The sequence below is a fragment of the Chitinophaga sp. Ak27 genome (genome assembly GCF_012726295.1).
Classification (GTDB): Bacteria; Bacteroidota; Bacteroidia; order Chitinophagales; family Chitinophagaceae; genus Chitinophaga.
Genome location: NZ_JABAOB010000005.1, coordinates 1 through 18,982 on the forward strand (window position 1 = coordinate 1; position 18,982 = coordinate 18,982).

Sequence of the window (18,982 nt, forward strand, 5' to 3'; positions counted from 1 at the left end):
CTGTCCTAAAATCACACTTTTAGACATTTAAACATCCCGACAATCAAATCAAGATCTAAAAGCTGAAAATTTATCACTTAAAAAAAAGGCCGACCAAAAAGCCTTATTTTACTTTTTGGTCAGCCCCCTGTTTTTTTATACTAATGAGATAATGGCTAAATAAATTCCAAATGCGGATAAGTATTCCTCAAAATAGCGTTATCATCCGCGCCCAGCCACTTGTTTAACAGGGTGGCATACACGCTTTTAAAATCTACTTTATACTGCAAATCCCCATCCCGCAGGTTAAATAAATCAGGTCCTTCGTTGATCATGCCCGGTTGTTTCAAGCCACCACCAATTAAAAACATGTTATTGGCCGTACCATGGTCTGTGCCTCCGCTGGCATTCTGACTTACGCGGCGGCCAAACTCTGAAAAGGTCATTACCACCACATCCTGGAAACGGTTATTCTTTTTGAGGTCGCCGGTAAATACGGTGAGGGCATCGCTTAATTGCCCGAACAAGCGGGCCTGTTGCGCGTCCTGGTTTACATGGGTATCAAAACTGCCATGCGATACGTAATACACTTTGGTGTTGATATCCGACATCACCAGGTTAGCGATGGTGCGCAGGTTCTTGCCCAGCTCCGTATTTGGATAATTTTCGGTAGACTTATACGTCTTAAATTGTTGCTGTATATAGGCCGCAGATGAAATGGTTTCTCCCATGGTTTTGTACAGGTAGTCTACATTGCTATGGTGATCATCTGTCCCCGGATGCTGTTGTAAAAGATCCTTAAAATATTTATCGCTGCTGGTACCGTACAAACGCGCCGGATCCGTCAGCGCCAGGCCTTTATCGCTATCACCTTTCAGCGCCAGGCTCAGTGTATCATCTATTTCCAGGGCTTGCGTGGGTGTATCACAGCCTTTGCACTGTGCATCGAGATAACGCCCAATCCAGCCATCAGACCAGTATTGATTTGACTGGCTGGCAGAATGCCAGATATCCATAGAGCGGAAATGGGAACGATCGGGATTGGGATAGCCTACATTATTCAGAATACCCAAAGCGCCGTCGTCGTACAATCCTTTGAGGCCTTTTAATGCCGGGTGTATGCCCAGGTTATCGGTTAGCGACAAAGCCGCTTCCCGCTTTATTCCCAGCGCAGGCCTTGCCCGGTAATAAATATCATTGCGGTAAGGTATGATCGTGTTCAATCCATCATTACCACCCGATAGTTGAATGATCACCAAAATTCTGTTGCCAGGAGGTACCAGGCTATCGCGTTCCAGCGCCTTCAGGAATTTTGGCATCATCATCGCAGCCGAAGCCAGCGAACCTACCTGCAAAAAACGACGCCTGTTTAAAATCAGCATATTAGAAAAATTTTATGGTGATTAACACAATTGATATTCCGGCGTACTCATCACATCGATGGTCACTGTTTTAATATAGTTTTCCCGGGTACTGCTATCCGCGTACTTCTCCAGCAGCGAGGGACCGATTTTATCGGGGAACTGCAACAGTACACCGGCTATTTCTTTCGCCAGGCTTTCCCGTGGTACATCTGCATAGCCCTGTATATATGGATCCCAGTTAATACGGGCATTTACTTTTTTAGCGTATTGCCGTTTCAGAAAATCATTCATTTGGAGGGTCATTTTATAATTACCGCCCATTTCGGGTGTCAGCTCTTTGGGCATAACATTAAATGATTGAGAATATAAAATGACTTGTGGTATACGTAAGCGGAACATCAGGCTGGAACTGTCTATCCAACTGCGCCCACCGGGCCAGCCAGCCACATTGGGAGGATAAAACAGCATTTGTCCCAATACCCGCTGAAATAATATCATCACTTCTTCCTGTTCAAAATCCATAGGTACCGCTCTACGTATGCCTACCAGCAATTCTACCGGCGACTTGATGCGATTACCGATCAAACTGCTGTCATAAAACCAATCCGACATGAATATTTCTTTCATCAGGGATTTTATCTTGTAGCCGGAATGGTAGAATTTATCTGACAGCATCGTAATGATGGCTTCATCCGGTGTATCGTTGACAAAGAACCGATAAATTTTTGTGGTGATAAATCTCGCGGTCTGCTTTTGATCGAGTAATATTTTCAGTACATCATCTCCATTAAAATTACCTTGTTTTCCAAGGAATAATTTCATACCATCATCGTGTTGCTTATCGCGGAACACAAAAGCGCCGGATTCATCAAAGCCCCAACCGGTAAAGGCCCTGGCGCCTTCCTTCACATCATTTTCGGTGTAGTTGCCCCTGCCCAATGTGAACAGCTCCATTACTTCGCGGGCAAAATTTTCGTTGGGATGCTGTTTACGGTTTTGCTGATTATTCAGGAATTGCAGCATAGCCGGTGTTTTAGATACCGCACTCAGCAAGTCGCCAAAATCGCCCAGCGCATTTTCGCGTATCACAGCTAACAACTGCTGATTAAATATTACATTTTCTGTGCGGCAGGCGAAATGCCCGTGCCAGAAAAGGCTCATCTTCTCCCGCAATGGATGGTCGCTTTTAATCATGCCGTTGATCCAGGCCACATTCAGATCCCGAATCCCCTGTGTATTCATTTGCTGCACGTTCTTCTTTTCTTCGGGCGTCATAGATTTCAGTTTCCTGTAATCAGGAAGATCAGAATTTGCAATTACATCCATCGATTCCAGGGATGCCCTGGCGGGGCCTATCAGGATACTATTAACAATATCTTTCCTTCGCTTTTTTTCCCAGTCGGAGATGACGGGAAGGGTTTCTCCAAAGCCGGCACGCCAGGCAAGATGTTGCAACTGCAGCTTTTGGGCAACTTCAGCCATAATTAAATGATTTAATATAAGACTATCAAATAACGGGCGGGTTTAACTATCCAGGCAAACGAATCTTTATTTAACAAACGGTGGCTTTATCTCAGCGAAATTTCCATACTTCGTAACAATTTCCTTTTTCAAAAACATTTTCTTCCAATGGTAATGCCAGGAAGGCATCGGCTTTCAACAGGCTGGCCAGATCGCCGGAACCCTGGTAGGGCTGCGGTATTGCCAGCAACGTTCCATTGGATTGAGATTGTAGTTTTACCGGGATATAGTATTCCAATGCCGCATCAAATACAATTTTTTCCGCTAACTGCGCATACACCGGTGCGGGTTTTACCGCGCCCATAGCGGCTTGTATCCAGGGGCGTATATACCTGTAAAAGCACATGAAGCCCGATACTGGGTTGCCGGGTAAGGCGAATACCAGCGGGCCATCAGGGAAAGTGCCGAACAGGAAAGGCTTTCCGGGCCGTTGCTGCACTTTATGAAATACCTGTTGCATTCCTAACTGTTGTAATACAGCAGGGAGATAATCAAATTTCCCGGCGCTCACTGCCCCGGAACTGATCCATATATCCGTTTCCGTTAACAGCGGCTCCAGCTGTGCCCGCATGGTGGCGGCTTCATCAGTCAAATGTATATAACGGGCTTTGATTCCAATCTGTTCCAGCGCGGCCACCAGGCTGTAAACGTTCGACATCCGCACCTGGTGCAGGGCTGGCGTGGCATGCACCGGTACCAGCTCATCGCCAGTGGCAATCACCACCACCCGGGGCTGGCGGCTTACCTGTACCCGCGTTTTGCCCACGGTAGCCAATACGCCTATTTCGGCCGGGCCTATCACTACGCCCGGCTGCAGCAGCGCAGCGCCCTTATCCACATCAGCTCCTTTGTAATGTATGTTCTGGCCTTTTTTTACGGTACCATGTACCGTAAATCGACGGAACCCTTCGTGTTCAGAAAATTCCAGGTGCTCGTAAGGAATCACGGTATCTGTCATTTCCGGCAATACAGCGCCGGTCATCACCTCTATACAGTTGGCAGTATTGGAAAGCTGCAACTGCGGCGCGCCGGCCGCCTGTATGTCTTCTACCCCAAAAATATGTTGCCCCCTCACATAACTATCATAGTTTACCGCGATACCATCCATGGTGATACGGTCGAACGGAGGAAAAGGCCTGTCGGCCAATACCGGCTCCCGCAAAACGCGACCAGTGGCCGTTTCAAAGGCAACCATTTCTGTACCCAGGTCCCGTACCGTATCCATCACAGCCTTAAATGCAGCAGCAACAGTCAACATCATTTTGAATTACTTTTGTATAAGGTGAACTTCTTTAAATTTATGCTTTTATGTCCAATGAATCAAGTAGCGGTTTTTCGCACCTCAATGAAAGTGGCCAACCAGCCATGGTAGATATCAGCGGTAAACAGGATACCTATCGTATAGCCGTTGCCGAGAGTCGTATATATTTACCGGAACCTGTGCGGGCGCAATTCACAGGACAGGACATTCAAACCCGCAAGGGTGGCGTTTTTCAGACCGCCATCATCGCAGGCATCATGGCCGCCAAAAAAACACCGGAACTTATTCCGCTTTGCCATACCTTGTTGCTGGATGGCTGCGATCTGCAGATACAGCTGGAAGGAGAAGAAGCCATTATCCGTTGCACCGTGAAAACCAACGGTAAAACAGGCGTTGAAATGGAAGCCCTCACCGGCGCCAGCATAGCGGCACTCACCATCTACGACATGTGTAAAGCGCTCACCCAGGAAATGATTATCCGGGAAACAAAACTGATCAGCAAAACCGGGGGAAAACATGACTACAGCAAATGACAATGTACCGCTAAAAGGCCTGGTGCTCTGCGGCGGATTTAGTACGAGGATGCACGAGGACAAAAGCGATATCGCCTACCACGGCGTACCGCAATGGCAATACCTGGTTACTTTACTGCAATCTTTTTTAGAAGAGGTATATGTCTCCTGCCGGCCGGAACAACAGGCCCACTTTGCCGCCCATCCACTGTTGATACCCGACAATGTGCCTCAGGGCGGCCCTTCCGCCGGGCTCCTCAGCGCGCATGCACTACAACCGGCAACCGCCTGGCTGGTAGTAGCCTGCGACCTTCCCCTGCTAAGCCGGCAAAGCCTGGCGTTGCTGATCCAGGCACGGAATCGTCAGAAATCAGCCACCTCCTTCATCAGCCCGTTTAATGACTCTCCGGAACCCCTGATCGCCATATGGGAACCTGCCGGTTTGCAAACATTACAACAAAATGTACTGGATGGGAAAAGCTGCCCGCGTAAAACCCTACTGAACAGCGAAGTGGAACTACTCCAGAATCCTTTTGCCACAGAGCAGTTCAATGCCAACACACCGGAAGAAAAAGCTACGGTATTATCCAGCCTGAAGAAATAAAAATAAAGATATTATTCAGGCGATTTCGCCATCAGCAAAAAATTCTTTCTTCCAGATAGGAACGGTTTCTTTCAGGGTATCTATTACATATTCACAAGCGTCGAAGGCAATGCCGCGGTGCGCCGCAGCCACCGCTATCACCACGGCAATGTCGCCAGGATATTTATCTCCCACCGCATGCAGCATCACCAACTTTTGAATATCCCAACGTTCCTGTACCTGCATCGCTATCTTCTGCATTTCCGAGATAGCCATGGCTTCGTAACACTCATAAAATAACTTTAGCACGGACCGTTGTTTGGTATGATTACGCACGGTACCTGTAAAAATTACTTCTCCGCCGCAGGCGGGCGACTGTATAAAATCCAGCGCCTCCTGTACGGTAATTGTATCTTTAATATTTATTAATATTTCCATCTCTTCTTTACTAAAAAAATATGCTTTAAAAGTGGGAAGCAAGGATCACCCCCCACTTACAGGCGGAATAACAGCTACTTCATCCTGCTCATTAATTACCTGTGAATCAGCGGCATAGGTCCTATTGACCGCTATCATCACGGATTTCAGCTGCTGCAGCCCGGGATAAGCCTCATACAACCAGGCCTTCAGCGAGGCCACATCCCTCACTTGTGCCGGCTTTTCCAGCAACGCCGCACCTGTAATATCTTTTGCCACACCAAACAATAATATGCCCATACCGGTTAAATTGTTCGTTAAAACTACAATATAGCCCCGATAAAGTAGTAATTTTAGTACGGCAGAAAAAGCATTTTTTATGAAAATCAGGATACGAGGCAATAGCATAAGGTACCGGCTGGATAAAACAGATCTGGAACTCCTCCAAAATGTAGGAAAAGTGGAATCTATCACACATATCGGCGCCGGCACGCTTCACTTCTGCATACGGGGAAAAGATATTACTGATCCCATTATCAAAATGGAACAGGATGGCGTACATCTCCTATTACCGCTTCCTCAGCTGGATACCTGGTATCCGCCAGACCAGGTAGGATTTGAACTGACACTACCCAACCAGGATGGTTCGGAGCTGAAGATACTGGTAGAAAAAGATTTTAAGTGTCTTACTGACAGAAACGAGGATGATAGCCAGTCATTTGACAATCCTATGGCCGGCAAAAATTGCTAACACGAATGCTTACAGATGCACATCATCGCACGATCGACTATGTTCGGCTATCGGTAACAGACCGGTGCAACCTCCGTTGTACTTACTGCATGCCGGAACATATGCACTTTGTTAACAGCAAGGCACTACTCAGCGATGAAGAAATATTACTTTTATTGCAAACATTAGCCGGCGCCGGTATTTCCAAAGTCCGGATTACCGGCGGAGAACCCTTTCTCAGGCCGGGTTTAATGCTATTGCTAGAAAAAATAGCCAGCATTCGGGGGATCGATGAAATAGCCGTTACCACCAACGGCGTACTTACCCAACCATACATTCCTGCGCTCCGGCAATTGGGTATCCGGCATATTAACCTGAGCCTGGACACCCTCCGGGCCGATCGTTTCCGGCAAATTACCCGGCGCGATAAATATGCCGCCGTGATGGATACCATGCAAAGCTTGCTCCAACAACAAATGCAAGTGAAGATCAATGTGGTGGTGATGGAAAATGTGAATACAGACGAACTCACCGACTTCGCCGCCCTTACCCGCGACCATGCCCTGTCGGTGCGATTCATAGAAGAAATGCCCTTCAATGGCCAAGGACACCGGTTTTCCGGTATTAACTGGCACTATCAGAAAATCCTGGATACCATCAGCGAAGTATATCCATTAGAGAAAATAGCCGATGCGCCACATTCTACATCGCTCAACTATCACATCGCGGGGCACAAAGGCAATATAGGCGTTATTCCTGCCTATAGCCGTACGTTTTGCGGCACCTGCAACCGCCTTCGTATATCCGCTACCGGTAGTGTAAAAACCTGCCTGTATGGCAACGATGTGCTGAATGTAAAAGAAATAATGAGAGATCCGGCGCAACAACCGCTGTTGTTAAGCGCCATACAATCGGCCATCCACCAGCGATTTGCCAATGGCTTTGAAGCCGAAAAACATCATGCAGAAAAGCATATGGAAAGTATGTCCGTAATTGGAGGATAGTGTTATTTGATCAACATTCTTACCCCCGCATATAAGATCAGCACCGCTGTAGCACCAGCCACCCACCTGGGCTTCAGCACTTTAGCACTCAGGCGCGCGCCTATCTGTCCGCCTAAAATAACTGCCATCAGCAACGGTCCCGTAAACTTCCAGTCAAATACAATGGCATGTTTGGCGGCTTGTCCGCATAGACCGGCAATGGAATTGACCAAGATAAAAAAACTGCTCAAGCCCGCGATATTTTTGGCGGTATCATATTTCCCCAAACGCAGTACGGGAGACAAATATATGCCACCACCTATGCCTGTCATGCCCGACAGCAGGCCTATAGCGCCGCCGATAACGCCATATACCACTCCATTGCCCCTGTTGGCGGGTATAATAGGCTCTTCCCGTTCAAAAAACAGGCGGTAACACATCACCAGCGCAGCCAGTGTGAGAGCTACTCCCAGCAACAGGAAAAAGGTAGCCTGCTTCATAGGCAGGTAGCTACCTATAAACGCCAGGGGCACGCTGATCAGCGACAACTGCCAGGCTTTCTTCAACGGTAAATGCCCACTTCTGTAAAAATGATATACCCCTCCAATTACCACAGCCACATTACATATTAATGCAGTCGACTTCATCAGTTGGAAGTCTACACTCCATAAAGCCAGCATAGCCAGGTAACTAGATCCGCCACCAAAACCTGCTGCGGAATAGGCCAGTGCTACCAGGAAAAAAAGTAAACAGAGTTCTGCTATCACGGTTAGTAAGTTTGCATTTGGTCATCTATCGCACAAGCCCAGGCATGAATACCGCCTTCTACATTGTATATCCGTTTAAAACCCGCTGCTACCAGGCGTTGCGCCACGGCGCGGCTACGCATACCATGGTGACAAAGCACCGCTATCGGCATATCGGCCGGTAATGCGGTGATCCGTTGCATCACTTCTCCCATGGGAATATGCAGCGAGGGTGATATATGGCAAATATCCCACTCATCTGTTTCCCGCACATCCAGCAGGGTAAAGCGGGTATGATTTTCTTGCCATTGCGCCAGTTTATCCACAGATAAGGATTGTACGCCTGCCACCTCGCAAACGGTTTGTTCGTAGTTGGCCTGTAAGGCAGTTATCTCCCGGTTGGCAGCTACAGGAGAGATGTTAAATACCAGGTGGTTATTATGCAGCGTATCAATGGTCATTAACTGGTTACGCAAAGGGGTTCCAATACCCGTGATCACCTTTACGGTTTCATTGGCCTGGTAACAACCAATGATGCCAGGTAATACGCCCAACACGCCAATATCGCTGCAGTTCAGCATTTCACCACTTTCGGGTGGTTCAGGAAACAGGCAGCGATAGGTAGCCCCTTCCTGGTAGTTAAAGACACTTACCTGCCCCTCGTATTTATAGATAGCGCCGTATACGAGCGGTTTCCCGGTAATCACACAGGCATCATTGACCAGGTAACGGGTACCGAAGTTATCGGAGCAATCAACAATCACATCGTAAGCGGCAAAAAGCTCCAGGGCGTTTTCGGTGGTGAGCCAGGTGTCATGTATTACATGGCTGACCTCTGGGTTCAGCGCCTGCAGGCGTTTTGCGGCCAGGGTTACTTTAGGCTGGCCCTGATCGGCGGTATGATAGAGTACTTGTCTTTGCAGGTTTGTAACAGATACCGTATCATGCTCCACGATACCAATACGGCCAATCCCCATAGCGGTCAGATACTGTAATACAGGTACGCCCAGGCCACCAGCACCTATTACCAATACTTTAGCTTGTTGTAATAATGCCTGTTTCTGCGGTCCAAATCCCTCCAACCGGGTTTGACGGTCATATCGGTCCATGCGCATGGTTTTAGACGTTAAAAATAATCGTATTCCGGAAATTATAGCAGAGGTTTTATTTGCAGGTACATAGTAACCAGGTCTACATAGGCGCCATTTTTTTGCTGGATGCCGCGGGGCAGGCGTCCACACTCCATAAAGCCGAAGTTGCGGTATAACTGCATAGCTTTTTCGTTGGTAGCAAACACCTGCAGGGAAAGCAGGTATAAATCCGGGCGTTCTTCTGCCCAGCGTAGCATAGCAGTCATCAGCCGGCGGCCTATTCCCATATTATTCCATTGACTTTCTATGGCAATACCCATTTCTGCGGAGTGTGCCTTTTTATGCAACCCGCTGTGGTTAACATTTACGGAGCCTACAATATTACCTTTTACAATAGCCAGTAATAAGAGTTGATGGGGATTATCGAGATAGCTTTGGATATAGTCCTGTTCGGAATGGATATCCAGCTCCAGTGACTCGCGGTGGGTAAAAAGGAGATAGTCCGTTTCCCGGGTCAGACGCTGGAAACTGGCCAGCAGCCCTGCTGCATCCTGTAATACAGGAGGGCGAATAATGAGTTCGTCGCCATTGGGAAGGAAATGTTTCATGTACACATCGGAATATCCGATGACCTGGTGACGGGAGTGGTTCCCGTTACCAGGTCATTGTGAGTAATTATATCATATGGCTACCAAAGTAAGATTGTAGCACCGTAGGCACCTGGATACCTTCGGCCGTCTGGTTGTTTTCCAGCAGGCAGGCCAGGATACGGGGCAGCGCCAGGGAGCTGCCATTCAGGGAATGCACCAGCTGTGGCTTACCATTGTTTTCCTTGAAACGTATTTTCATACGATTGGTCTGGTACGCCTCAAAGTTGCTCACAGAGCTCACTTCCAGCCATTTTTGCTGAGCGGCGCTGTATACTTCAAAATCGTAGGTGATGGCTGAGGTGAAGCTCATATCGCCGGCGCATAAACGCAGGATGCGATAAGGCAGCTCCAGCTGGTTCAGCAGCGTTTCCACATGCGCAATCATTTCATCCAGCGCCTCGAAAGACTTTTCGGGATGTACCAGCTGTACAATTTCAACCTTATCAAACTGATGTACCCGGTTTAATCCACGTACATCTTTACCATAAGAACCGGCTTCACGGCGGAAGCAAGGCGTATAGGCGGTCATTTTGATAGGCAAATCGGTATCTTTCACGATTTCATCACGGTAAATATTGGTTACCGGTACTTCCGCCGTAGGAATGAGAAAGTAGTTATCTTCCGTCGCATGATACATCTGGCCTTCTTTATCTGGCAGCTGACCGGTGCCATAAGCAGAGGCCTCATTTACCAGGTAAGGAGGTGCGTATTCTGTATACCCGTTGCTGGTATTGTAATCCAGGAAGTACTGGATTAAAGCACGTTGTAAGCGGGCGCCCCTATTTTTGAAAACAGGAAAACCACTACCAGTAATTTTATTACCCAGCTCAAAGTCAATCAGGTCGTATTGTTTAGCAAGGTCCCAGTGAGGAACAGCGCCTGCATACAGGTCAGGAATCTTACCACCGCTACGTACTATTTCATTTTCTTCCGGCGTTTTACCGGCAGGCACCATAGCAGCAGGCAGGTTCGGCAGCTTTACCAGCGTATCGTGCAAGGCCTTTTCAATAGCATTCAATTCTTCATTCACAGGGCCCAGGCGATCTTTCAAAGCCGCTACAGCAGCACGTTGTGCTTCTCCCTCTTCTTTCTTGCCCTGCGCCATCAGTTTACCTATTTCTTTAGACAAACTGTTCACCTGCGCTTGGGTTTCATCGTATTCCAGGGTTAATTTCTTGCGCTTGTCGTCCAGGGCCAGCACTTCTTCCACTACTTCCAGCTCCTTGAAGTTCTTAAAGGCCAGGCGCTCCAGCACAAATTCTTTATTTTGACGTATAAACGGTACTTGTAACATGTGTTGTATGATAAAATTTTGACAAAGATAATAAAAGAGCGAAAAGCCAGAGGCAGAAAGCAAAAAGCTATAGCAGCGGATGATCAAAGCGGGTCACAAACTATCCTGGCAAATGATTATTCGCTACAATTGCTTTTTGCTTTCAGCTCAACTAAGATATTTCCCCACAATAGGTACCCTGCGGCCCACACCAAAAGCCTTGGAAGATACCCGGATAATGGGACAGAATTGATTTCGCTTGTATTCATTGGTGTTTACCATTTTTAAGGCCCGCGAAACCAACGCCGAGTCGAAGCCCTGTGCTACAATTTCACGAGGCCCCTGACGGCGCTCAATGTACTGATAAAGGATGCGGTCCAATATCGCGTAGTCCGGCAGGCTGTCGCTATCTTTCTGATCAGGGCGCAGCTCTGCTGATGGCGCCTTATCAATAATATTCACTGGTATGATCTCTTTCTCCCGGTTAATATACCGTGCCAGGGAATATACCTGCATCTTATACACATCTCCCAAAACAGACAAACCTCCCGCCATATCGCCATATAAAGTACCATAACCGGTAGATAACTCGCTCTTATTGGAAGTATTCAACAAGATATAGCCAAACTTGTTAGACAAGCCCATTAAGAGATTGCCCCGGATACGGGATTGGGTATTTTCTTCCGCCACATTAAACGGCAACCCTTTAAAATAAGGCTCCAGCGTAGCCAGGAAGGTTTCATAAATATCATTAATGCGAATGATATCGTAAGGGTTACCCAGGTTTTGGGACAGTGCTACGGCATCGTCTACGGAATGGCTGGTAGAGTAGGGAGAAGGCATCAATATAGCCCTCACGTTATCTTTACCCAATGCCTCGCAGGCAATAGCCAGGGTAACTGCGCTGTCAATACCGCCGGAAGACCCGAGAATGGCTTTGGTAAAGCCCATTTTACCAAAATAATCACGGATACCCAATACCAGGGCATCGTAGATCCGGTGAATATTATGATCGAACTCCAACGCCATGAGTGGTGTAAAGCCGGTAGGATTTACCTGCGGCAAATCGCTGGCCACCAGCTTTTCCAGCTCCATGCCTCCCATTGCTTCTTCGAAGTAAGGCAGTTCTTTAACGATATTACCCTTGGCATCGTAAATCAAAGAGCCGCCGTCGAATACAATTTCTGTTTGAGAACCCACGGTATTACAGTAATACAGCGGAATTTTATATTTTAATACATTGGCCAGGATAATTTCCTTCCTGTCTTCATCATGATCATAATCAAACGGAGAAGCTGAGAGGTTAATCATTACATCCGGCTCCTGGGCAATCAGCTGATCCATCGGGCAGATACGGTACAGGGGATTATCTCCCAGGTTCCAGATATCTTCACAGATGGTGACAGCCAGCTTTTTTCCTTTAAATGGAATGATATTCCATTCATAGGAAGGCTCGAAATACCGGTATTCATCAAATACATCGTAGGTAGGCAGCAGGGTTTTATGTACCACCTGTTTTACTTCCCCTTCATACAGGAACCAGGCAGCATTAAAGAGATCTTTCCCCTCCCGTTGTGCATTCCGTGCCGGGGCGCCTACTAAAACGGCGATATCCCGGGTATGTGTTTTAATCACATCAATGGCCTTGTGACATTGCGCAATAAAATCTTCAAACTCCAGGAAATCACGTGGAGGATAGCCACAAACACACAACTCTGAAAACACGACCAGGTCGGCGCCCTGCGCTTTGGCAGCTTGGATGCCTGCTATAATCTTCTCTGTATTTTTCTCAAAATTGCCAATATGATAATTCTGTTGCGCCAGTATAATATTCATAGTAATAAAGTGAGCTAATTCAAAAAAACGGCTAGAAAAATATTCCCAGCCGCAGGGCGAAGTTATTCATATTTACCCTGCCATCATTCCATTTTGCATTACGGGTTACATCTACAAACCCATTCTGGTAGGTAATGCCCACCAGGCCGGTTAGATTCTCGCCCAGCGGATATTCGACACCTCCTCCTATCAACATACCAATGTTGATGCGGTTCATGTCGGACAGGATATTTACGCGATCGTACGACTGGCTGCCGCTCACCACGTTGGCGCGTCCGCTCACCGGGAAATCGAGGTAGCTACCAAATTGTCCCCACCACACAATATCATTTTCCATGGGTACCGACTTCAGCTTCAGCGCTACGGGGATTTCGATATAGGTGAGCTTCATATTGTATTCGGCTGTATTGCCACTATAACTGCTCAATCCTTTACCGGCATCATATTGCAGCTTGCTGCCTGCCAGCATCACCTGAAATCCCGAGGAAAGGGCATAGGTGCCCCTGTCGTTGAGATTAAAGTCGGCCATGAGCCCGAAATTAAGTCCGGCCTTAGCGCTGTTGCGGTTTACGCCCGATTCCTGTGGTTTTAATACCGATATCATCGGGTTCAATGTAAATCCCAGCCTGGTCCCGTGTCTGAAAGCCCGGGGGCCATATTGCCCCACACTCGCCTGCGTGATGCCCATAATAGCCAGCAAAAAGAGAATCTTCTTCATAGATGATGCTAGTTCACAATTTTTTATAATACAAGGTAAATAATAATTTTACCTTAGATGAGTTTTAAGAGTGATGCAAAGTTACATTAATAAATATACCCTGCTGACAGCCGGCCTGATTGCCCTGCTGGGAATGGCGGCCTGTACATCAGGCCCTAAAGCTCCGGACGTAAGTCATATACCCATGACCGTTAGTATGTCGCGCTTTGATTCGGCCCTTTTCACCATTGATACTAACGCCATGCAACCTGGTCTTGCGAGGCTCCATGCCAGCTACCCGGTATTTCTGCCCCTCTACGTAACGGATATTATGAACCTGGGCGCCTATTCCGATAGTAGCAGTACAGTGCAGCACCAACTTCATATGTTCCTGACCACGCCGGATTTTCGTCACCTGGAACAATCAGTACAGGCAAAATATGGCGACGGGTCAGCACTAAACGCCAAGCTGGCACAGTGTTTCCGGTATATCAAATATTATATTCCATCTTTTCATCCGCCTAAAGTGGTCACTTTCATTTCGGGAATAGCCAATTATGGTGCCATTACGGTAGATACTATCCTGGGAATAGGGCTGGATATGTACATGGGAGCAGACTTTCCTCCCTATGCCCAGATCCCTGATTACCCCGATTACATGATACGCCGCTTTGCCCCAGAGTATATTACCACCAACTGTATGCAGGTGATACAACAGCAATTATATCCTCCTGCGCGTAAAAATGCGAACCTGCTGGAACAGATGATGGAAGCAGGTAAGCAACAGTATTTCCTGGATAAGGTACTTCCCGGCACTCCAGACACCGTAAAGTTGGGATATACCAAGAGCCAGCTGGACTGGTGCTATGACAATGAACAGATGATCTGGCAGTTTTTTGTGCAGAATAACCTGGTATACTCCAGCGACTGGCAGCAAATCAATCATTTTGTGGGAGATGGCCCTTCTACACAGGGCATGCCCGAGGGCGCTCCCGGTAAAATTGCCAATTTTGTGGGCTGGCAGATCATAAAGAAATATATGAATGAGCACAAGGAAGTTACCTTGCAGCAGTTAATGGAATCGAAAGATGTGACGGAAATCTTTAAGGCCACGAAATACAGGCCTAAATAACGGTTACAGGCTAAACGAAGACAGGATTAGTTGAGTTTGAAAGGAACCACCATCTGGAATTCGGGGATTTTTACTTCGAGAATTTTCTTGTCCAGTTGGTTTTCCATCTGATAAGTACCATACATCTTACCAATCTCTGTTCTGAGATTGGATCCCGAGACGTACTGGTAAGTTTCACCGGGCGCCAGCAGTGGTTGAACACCTACAACACCTTCGCCTTCCACCTCACGATGTGTGCCGTTGGAATCGATAATATACCAGTGGCGACGCAGCAGCTTGATGGGGAAAGTGTTATTGTTTTCAATGGTAATACGGTAAGCAAACATGAATTCGCTTCCAATTGGATTTGAATAATCCGGCTGGTAGAATGTCTCCACGCTGATGGTGATGCCCTCTGTTACCTTCTTAACCATAAAATCAACCTTTAACGTAAAAATAAGAAAAATAAAACCAGTGGTTGGAAAAAATCTGGTAACTGCCCTACTTTAACGATTCTTTAGATTATTTCAATGTTATCGAGTATAGCCGGGTCTTCTTCAGCGGCCCTTGCTGCCACCTCCAGGATGTTGTTATAATAGCCCCTGCGCAGGTATTCAGCGAAATATCTCCATAGAAATCCAAAAAATCCAAAACGCTGGTACTGTTTTATATGGCAAGCCTCGTGCCGCATCCAGGCGACGTCTGACAAAAAACGTTCCCGGGACGCTCCATGCAGGTGGATGGTGCGTCCCAGGACCATGGCTACAGACTGCACCCGCATAAAGCGGGCTGCTATCTTTGCCAGCCTTGAATTTTCACGTATGCGGCAGATTATTTTTTCCAATCCTTCTTCCCGAATAACGTAAATCTACGGGAAATATTGAAACCCCAGCGGAATTGCCCCTGTAACCAGGAGGTGGTGGTTTCCGGAATAAATTGGTTTTCCAGGATGGCGGTGGAGTTGGTAAAAGTGATGCTGAATACATGGCCCCCGGTTTCTATTTCCAGTCCCACGCCCAGCGGGTTATAAAACTTAGTGCCCAACGATTTGAAATAATCTTTGCTTTCAGTGGTCCTAAACGGATAGTAATACTCCGCCAGCAATCCCAGGCGTTTACTCAGCTTTAAACGGCCGGCTGCACCCAGGGCAAACATATTATTCATATCCATATATGAAACCCGGTTACGATGCACATAAGTCGGCATCAGCGTGAGAGACAGCCGCTCAGCAAATTTACGGGATACCAGCGCCTGCGCCACATAGGTCATACGGTCGGCTGTAGTTCCGAAATAATCCGGCGCCGTTTTATCCGTGGCCGACGGCATACCGCTGATCACCATATTACCGAATACTGCTACAGATACCGGCACGTAATTATCGGTGGTTTGCTGAAGAAACCGGTATTTCACCAGTCCTTCGTACAACTGGCGCAGGTTACCGGCGCCTTTACTCCGGCTGATCCCTACCATAAGGTTGTCGGAAATCCCGTACTCAAAGGCAATACGGATATCAGTAGAGTTATCGGTACCGAAAAAAGTCTTGGTTCCTCCGAACTCACCACCGGCGTCGCCAAAGCGGTGTGCCACCCGGAAGTCGAGCTCGTGTTTGCGGAGCGTTTCGGTAGACTGGCCCTGGATAATACGGGTTGATTTATACGTATCCCGTACCCGTGTATGTGTAGTACCGGTGCTGTCGAAAAGCTTCTCCAGGCTGTTTTGGGCCTGCGCGGCAGTGCCGGCGGCGAGACATAATAATATGGCAGGTATAATTTTCATGTAATAATTGATTATTTATTACTGTAAGGAGTATAGATAGCATTGACGGTAACCGCCACCACTTCTGCGATATTCTTCACTACCAGGGTAGGGACTTTGATATGGTGATCGGCTACCCGTACGTTGAAAGTGGAATTCACGGTAATGGTATTTCCCTGGGTGGTCAGGGTGCCTTTGGCGGTATATACCTTATCCACCCCATGGATATTAAGTGTGCCCGTTACCGTTACCGGGAAAGTACCGTCTTTACTGAGGTCGACGTCTTCATTGATCTTTCCCTTGAATTCAGCGAAAGGGTATTTATCACTTTCGAGATAATTCTCGTTGAAATGCTCCTGCATCAGCTTCTTTTTAAAGTCGAAGGAGCTGATGGCCACCTTAAAAAAAACTTCTTTTGTTTTCTTATTAAGGGCAGAGGCGCCCTTATCTGTTTTAGCTTCAATATCTTCCATCGGGGCGGAAGAAAAGAAAGATAAACGGGCATTTTTGCAGGTATACACATCTTGTGCAGTGGCGCTTGTTACCACCAGCCATGCGCTCACCAAAAGCAGCCAGTATTTCATGTTGATCTGTTTTAGGTTATTGATCGGGAAGCCCATGTGCTATCCAGCAGGCGATAGAATCTTTCATGCCCTGGCTCAGTGGCGGAAAGCCCTGTGACTGTGGCATATCGGCCAGCGAACCAATAGCCCGCAGCTCAAACGTAGAACGGTGCGTATTGATATAGGCCTTTAATGTTGTGGCCGTAGAGAAATCGGCCACAGCAGGAGCATTGCCGCCGGGATGACACCCCCGGTTGGTACAATTAGTTTGTATCGCCGCCAGCGCATAACTGGTGGTGATCTTGGCTACATCGCAATTAACGCCACCACTCACCGGCGATGGCGCCTGCTCATTCTTACAGGCCGCAGTAAATAATAAACTCATGAATAAAAAAATGGTAATCCTCCTCATAGGTTTTCCAAAATTTGTTTGTTCTCAGTTAATACGAGAGACCGGGATAATTGGTTGCGTAAACAGGAATAAAATTCTATTATATTACATGATTAACCACTTATTTTTGCACCAAATAAGCTTTTGACCGTGAATATTGAACAACTATACAGCATCTATGAGCAACACCGCTCGGTACAAACAGATACCCGGAAACTGAAACCCAACGACATTTTCTTTGCACTCAAAGGGGGCAACTTCAATGGCAATGAATTTGCCGCCAAAGCATTGGAAATGGGCGCCGCCTTCGCGGTGGTAGATGAAGCGGCGTATTATACCGTACCCGAAAAAATGATGCTGGTAGAAGATGCCCTGGTTACGTTGCAACAACTGGCACTACGGCACCGGCAACAGCTTAACATCCCATTCCTGGCTATTACCGGGACTAACGGGAAAACCACTACGAAAGAACTGATCAACGCAGCCTTGTCTGCCGGGTTAAAAACATATGCCACCGTGGGTAACCTGAATAACCATATTGGCGTGCCCCTCACGATCTTAAGCATACAGCTGGATGTACAAATAGCCGTGATAGAAATGGGCGCTAACCACCAGCAGGAAATAGCTGCCTATTGCCGGATAGCCCTGCCCACCCACGGTATCATCACCAATATCGGAAAGGCGCACCTGGAAGGCTTTGGCGGCGAAGAAGGCGTAAAAAAGGCAAAGGGAGAGCTGTATGACTTCCTGCGCAGCAACAACGGAACCGTGTTTGTATGTAACGACTACGGCTACCTGATGGAAATGGCCAAAGGCATTCCACATATGATTACCTATGGCAGCCAGGAGGCCGACTTCGTAGGAGAAGCTGTTACTGACAGCGCATTCCTGGCAGTAGCGGTAAGGGGGAACAGCCAGGTTGGCTTTATCCAGACCCAACTGGTAGGCGCTTACAACTTCCCTAATGTGATGGCGGCGGTAGCCGTAGCCACCCATTTTGGCGTTCCTGAAAAAGATATTGCCCCGGCCATCGCCCATTATGCTCCTTCCAACAACCGCTCCCAGGTAATTGTACAGGGTAGCAATACCATTATCATGGATGCCTATAATGCCAATCCATCCAGCATGAAAGCCGCCATTGAAAACTTTGCCGGCCTTTCTGCCAGCAAAAAGATACTCCTGCTGGGCGCTATGATGGAATTGGGCGTCGACAGCATCAAGGAACACCAGGCATTGGTATCCTTACTGGAACGCCTACACTGGGATGCTGTGGTATTGGTAGGCGGCGACTTTAAGAAAGTAACCCATCCTTATATTTATCTTGAAAATGCCACCGAAGCGGCAAAATGGCTTCAACAGCAACAGTTCGAGCATGCCCATATACTCATTAAAGGTTCCAGGAGCACCGGTATGGAAAAGGTGATTTTGTAGAGCAAAAAGCAGAAAGCACAAAGCTATTAAAGCGAATGACCAGTGCAATTTAAATATTCGCAAACATCATCCGCTTTAATAGCTTTGT

General features: G+C 47.4%; 22 protein-coding genes. 6 read left to right on the forward strand and 16 right to left on the reverse strand.

Translation table 11 applies throughout. The features are described 5' to 3' along the window. Nucleotides 1-155: 155 nt before the first annotated feature. The 3 genes from HGH90_RS17345 to HGH90_RS17355 all read right to left on the reverse strand — a co-directional run bounded on the left by HGH90_RS17345 (nt 156) and on the right by HGH90_RS17355 (nt 4,125). Nucleotides 156-1,361 (reverse strand): DUF1501 domain-containing protein, encoded by a 1,206-nt coding sequence (locus HGH90_RS17345; protein WP_169191634.1) that lies wholly within the window; start codon nt 1,359-1,361, stop codon nt 156-158. Nucleotides 1,362-1,382: 21 nt separating this feature from the next. After that, nucleotides 1,383-2,825 (reverse strand): DUF1800 family protein, encoded by a 1,443-nt coding sequence (locus tag HGH90_RS17350; protein ID WP_169191635.1) that lies wholly within the window; start codon nt 2,823-2,825, stop codon nt 1,383-1,385. A 91-nt stretch (nt 2,826-2,916) separates the two neighbouring features. Further along, entirely contained in the window at nt 2,917-4,125 is a 1,209-nt protein-coding gene (locus HGH90_RS17355) for a molybdopterin molybdotransferase MoeA (RefSeq protein ID WP_211093101.1), read from the reverse strand. Nucleotides 4,126-4,172: 47 nt separating this feature from the next. Between HGH90_RS17355 and moaC the strand changes: the two genes are divergently transcribed. Together moaC and HGH90_RS17365 are read left to right on the forward strand one after the other, a co-directional pair. Beyond that, nucleotides 4,173-4,658 (forward strand): cyclic pyranopterin monophosphate synthase MoaC, encoded by a 486-nt coding sequence (moaC, locus tag HGH90_RS17360; protein ID WP_169191636.1) that lies wholly within the window; start codon nt 4,173-4,175, stop codon nt 4,656-4,658. Further along, nucleotides 4,642-5,241, forward strand: coding sequence for an NTP transferase domain-containing protein (locus HGH90_RS17365; protein ID WP_168766741.1), 600 nt, complete (start codon nt 4,642-4,644; stop codon nt 5,239-5,241). The genes moaC and HGH90_RS17365 overlap by 17 nt, the downstream gene beginning before the upstream one ends. 15 nt (nt 5,242-5,256) lie before the next feature. Here the strand turns inward: HGH90_RS17365 and HGH90_RS17370 are convergent, their stop codons facing one another. Further along, nucleotides 5,257-5,658, reverse strand: coding sequence for a molybdenum cofactor biosynthesis protein MoaE (locus HGH90_RS17370; RefSeq protein ID WP_168766740.1), 402 nt, complete (start codon nt 5,656-5,658; stop codon nt 5,257-5,259). A gap of 45 nt (nt 5,659-5,703) precedes the next feature. Beyond that, nucleotides 5,704-5,937: a molybdopterin converting factor subunit 1 gene (gene moaD, locus HGH90_RS17375; RefSeq protein WP_168766739.1), complete on the reverse strand. Its 234-nt coding sequence runs from the start codon at nt 5,935-5,937 to the stop codon at nt 5,704-5,706. Nucleotides 5,938-6,016: 79 nt separating this feature from the next. Here moaD and HGH90_RS17380 point away from each other — a divergent pair, with 79 nt between their 5' ends. Together HGH90_RS17380 and moaA are read left to right on the forward strand one after the other, a co-directional pair. Further along, complete coding sequence (locus tag HGH90_RS17380; RefSeq protein ID WP_169191637.1) at nt 6,017-6,388, forward strand: DUF7009 family protein; 372 nt, start codon at nt 6,017-6,019, stop codon at nt 6,386-6,388. 5 nt (nt 6,389-6,393) lie between these two features. Further along, the gene (gene moaA, locus HGH90_RS17385) at nt 6,394-7,371 is read left to right on the forward strand and encodes a GTP 3',8-cyclase MoaA (protein WP_169191638.1); all 978 of its coding nucleotides are present in this window, start codon (nt 6,394-6,396) and stop codon (nt 7,369-7,371) included. A 2-nt stretch (nt 7,372-7,373) separates the two neighbouring features. Here moaA and HGH90_RS17390 read toward each other — a convergent pair whose 3' ends face one another. The 6 genes from HGH90_RS17390 to HGH90_RS17415 form a co-directional block, all read right to left on the reverse strand. After that, complete coding sequence (locus tag HGH90_RS17390; RefSeq protein WP_168766736.1) at nt 7,374-8,117, reverse strand: sulfite exporter TauE/SafE family protein; 744 nt, start codon at nt 8,115-8,117, stop codon at nt 7,374-7,376. Nucleotides 8,118-8,119: 2 nt separating this feature from the next. Beyond that, nucleotides 8,120-9,205 (reverse strand): HesA/MoeB/ThiF family protein, encoded by a 1,086-nt coding sequence (locus tag HGH90_RS17395; protein ID WP_169191639.1) that lies wholly within the window; start codon nt 9,203-9,205, stop codon nt 8,120-8,122. A 41-nt stretch (nt 9,206-9,246) separates the two neighbouring features. After that, nucleotides 9,247-9,795 (reverse strand): GNAT family N-acetyltransferase, encoded by a 549-nt coding sequence (locus HGH90_RS17400; RefSeq protein ID WP_169191640.1) that lies wholly within the window; start codon nt 9,793-9,795, stop codon nt 9,247-9,249. 67 nt (nt 9,796-9,862) lie between these two features. Next, nucleotides 9,863-11,131, reverse strand: a complete 1,269-nt coding sequence (gene serS, locus HGH90_RS17405; RefSeq protein ID WP_169191641.1) for a serine--tRNA ligase — start codon at nt 11,129-11,131, stop codon at nt 9,863-9,865. A gap of 147 nt (nt 11,132-11,278) precedes the next feature. Further along, nucleotides 11,279-12,946 (reverse strand): NAD+ synthase, encoded by a 1,668-nt coding sequence (locus HGH90_RS17410; protein WP_168766732.1) that lies wholly within the window; start codon nt 12,944-12,946, stop codon nt 11,279-11,281. Between the two features lie 31 nt (nt 12,947-12,977). Then, nucleotides 12,978-13,664 carry a porin family protein gene (locus HGH90_RS17415; RefSeq protein WP_168766731.1) on the reverse strand — a complete coding sequence of 229 codons (687 nt, stop codon included), beginning with the start codon at nt 13,662-13,664 and terminating at the stop codon, nt 12,978-12,980. A gap of 73 nt (nt 13,665-13,737) precedes the next feature. On the opposite strand from HGH90_RS17415, the gene HGH90_RS17420 reads away from it, so the two are divergent. Beyond that, nucleotides 13,738-14,775: a hypothetical protein gene (locus HGH90_RS17420; RefSeq protein ID WP_169191642.1), complete on the forward strand. Its 1,038-nt coding sequence runs from the start codon at nt 13,738-13,740 to the stop codon at nt 14,773-14,775. A gap of 26 nt (nt 14,776-14,801) precedes the next feature. On the opposite strand, the gene apaG is transcribed toward HGH90_RS17420, so the two are convergent. The 5 genes from apaG to HGH90_RS17445 all read right to left on the reverse strand — a co-directional run bounded on the left by apaG (nt 14,802) and on the right by HGH90_RS17445 (nt 17,457). Continuing rightward, nucleotides 14,802-15,188 (reverse strand): Co2+/Mg2+ efflux protein ApaG, encoded by a 387-nt coding sequence (gene apaG, locus HGH90_RS17425; RefSeq protein ID WP_106526994.1) that lies wholly within the window; start codon nt 15,186-15,188, stop codon nt 14,802-14,804. An 83-nt stretch (nt 15,189-15,271) separates the two neighbouring features. Then, nucleotides 15,272-15,598, reverse strand: a complete 327-nt coding sequence (locus HGH90_RS17430; protein ID WP_168766729.1) for a DUF4157 domain-containing protein — start codon at nt 15,596-15,598, stop codon at nt 15,272-15,274. Beyond that, entirely contained in the window at nt 15,586-16,530 is a 945-nt protein-coding gene (locus HGH90_RS17435; protein WP_169191643.1) for a DUF5777 family beta-barrel protein, read from the reverse strand. The genes HGH90_RS17430 and HGH90_RS17435 overlap by 13 nt, the downstream gene beginning before the upstream one ends. A gap of 11 nt (nt 16,531-16,541) precedes the next feature. Continuing rightward, nucleotides 16,542-17,093, reverse strand: coding sequence for a YceI family protein (locus HGH90_RS17440; protein WP_169191644.1), 552 nt, complete (start codon nt 17,091-17,093; stop codon nt 16,542-16,544). Between the two features lie 16 nt (nt 17,094-17,109). Next, nucleotides 17,110-17,457, reverse strand: coding sequence for a hypothetical protein (locus HGH90_RS17445; protein WP_168766726.1), 348 nt, complete (start codon nt 17,455-17,457; stop codon nt 17,110-17,112). 156 nt (nt 17,458-17,613) lie between these two features. Here HGH90_RS17445 and HGH90_RS17450 point away from each other — a divergent pair, with 156 nt between their 5' ends. Beyond that, nucleotides 17,614-18,894 (forward strand): UDP-N-acetylmuramoyl-tripeptide--D-alanyl-D-alanine ligase, encoded by a 1,281-nt coding sequence (locus HGH90_RS17450; protein WP_169191645.1) that lies wholly within the window; start codon nt 17,614-17,616, stop codon nt 18,892-18,894. Nucleotides 18,895-18,982: the final 88 nt, after the last annotated feature.

Coding starts and splice junctions, on each gene's coding strand:
- HGH90_RS17350 (WP_169191635.1), bottom strand. CDS start 2,825: ATGGCTGAAGTTGCCCAAAAGCTGCAGTTGCAACATCTTGCCTGGCGT.
- HGH90_RS17415 (WP_168766731.1), bottom strand. CDS start 13,664: ATGAAGAAGATTCTCTTTTTGCTGGCTATTATGGGCATCACGCAGGCG.
- HGH90_RS17395 (WP_169191639.1), bottom strand. CDS start 9,205: ATGGACCGATATGACCGTCAAACCCGGTTGGAGGGATTTGGACCGCAG.
- HGH90_RS17420 (WP_169191642.1), top strand. CDS start 13,738: ATGCAAAGTTACATTAATAAATATACCCTGCTGACAGCCGGCCTGATT.
- HGH90_RS17365 (WP_168766741.1), top strand. CDS start 4,642: ATGACTACAGCAAATGACAATGTACCGCTAAAAGGCCTGGTGCTCTGC.
- HGH90_RS17380 (WP_169191637.1), top strand. CDS start 6,017: ATGAAAATCAGGATACGAGGCAATAGCATAAGGTACCGGCTGGATAAA.
- HGH90_RS17410 (WP_168766732.1), bottom strand. CDS start 12,946: ATGAATATTATACTGGCGCAACAGAATTATCATATTGGCAATTTTGAG.
- HGH90_RS17370 (WP_168766740.1), bottom strand. CDS start 5,658: ATGGAAATATTAATAAATATTAAAGATACAATTACCGTACAGGAGGCG.
- HGH90_RS17400 (WP_169191640.1), bottom strand. CDS start 9,795: ATGAAACATTTCCTTCCCAATGGCGACGAACTCATTATTCGCCCTCCT.
- HGH90_RS17345 (WP_169191634.1), bottom strand. CDS start 1,361: ATGCTGATTTTAAACAGGCGTCGTTTTTTGCAGGTAGGTTCGCTGGCT.
- HGH90_RS17435 (WP_169191643.1), bottom strand. CDS start 16,530: ATGAAAATTATACCTGCCATATTATTATGTCTCGCCGCCGGCACTGCC.
- HGH90_RS17440 (WP_169191644.1), bottom strand. CDS start 17,093: ATGAAATACTGGCTGCTTTTGGTGAGCGCATGGCTGGTGGTAACAAGC.
- HGH90_RS17445 (WP_168766726.1), bottom strand. CDS start 17,457: ATGAGTTTATTATTTACTGCGGCCTGTAAGAATGAGCAGGCGCCATCG.
- HGH90_RS17355 (WP_211093101.1), bottom strand. CDS start 4,125: ATGATGTTGACTGTTGCTGCTGCATTTAAGGCTGTGATGGATACGGTA.
- moaD (WP_168766739.1), bottom strand. CDS start 5,937: ATGGGCATATTATTGTTTGGTGTGGCAAAAGATATTACAGGTGCGGCG.
- apaG (WP_106526994.1), bottom strand. CDS start 15,188: ATGGTTAAGAAGGTAACAGAGGGCATCACCATCAGCGTGGAGACATTC.
- moaC (WP_169191636.1), top strand. CDS start 4,173: ATGTCCAATGAATCAAGTAGCGGTTTTTCGCACCTCAATGAAAGTGGC.
- moaA (WP_169191638.1), top strand. CDS start 6,394: ATGCTTACAGATGCACATCATCGCACGATCGACTATGTTCGGCTATCG.
- serS (WP_169191641.1), bottom strand. CDS start 11,131: ATGTTACAAGTACCGTTTATACGTCAAAATAAAGAATTTGTGCTGGAG.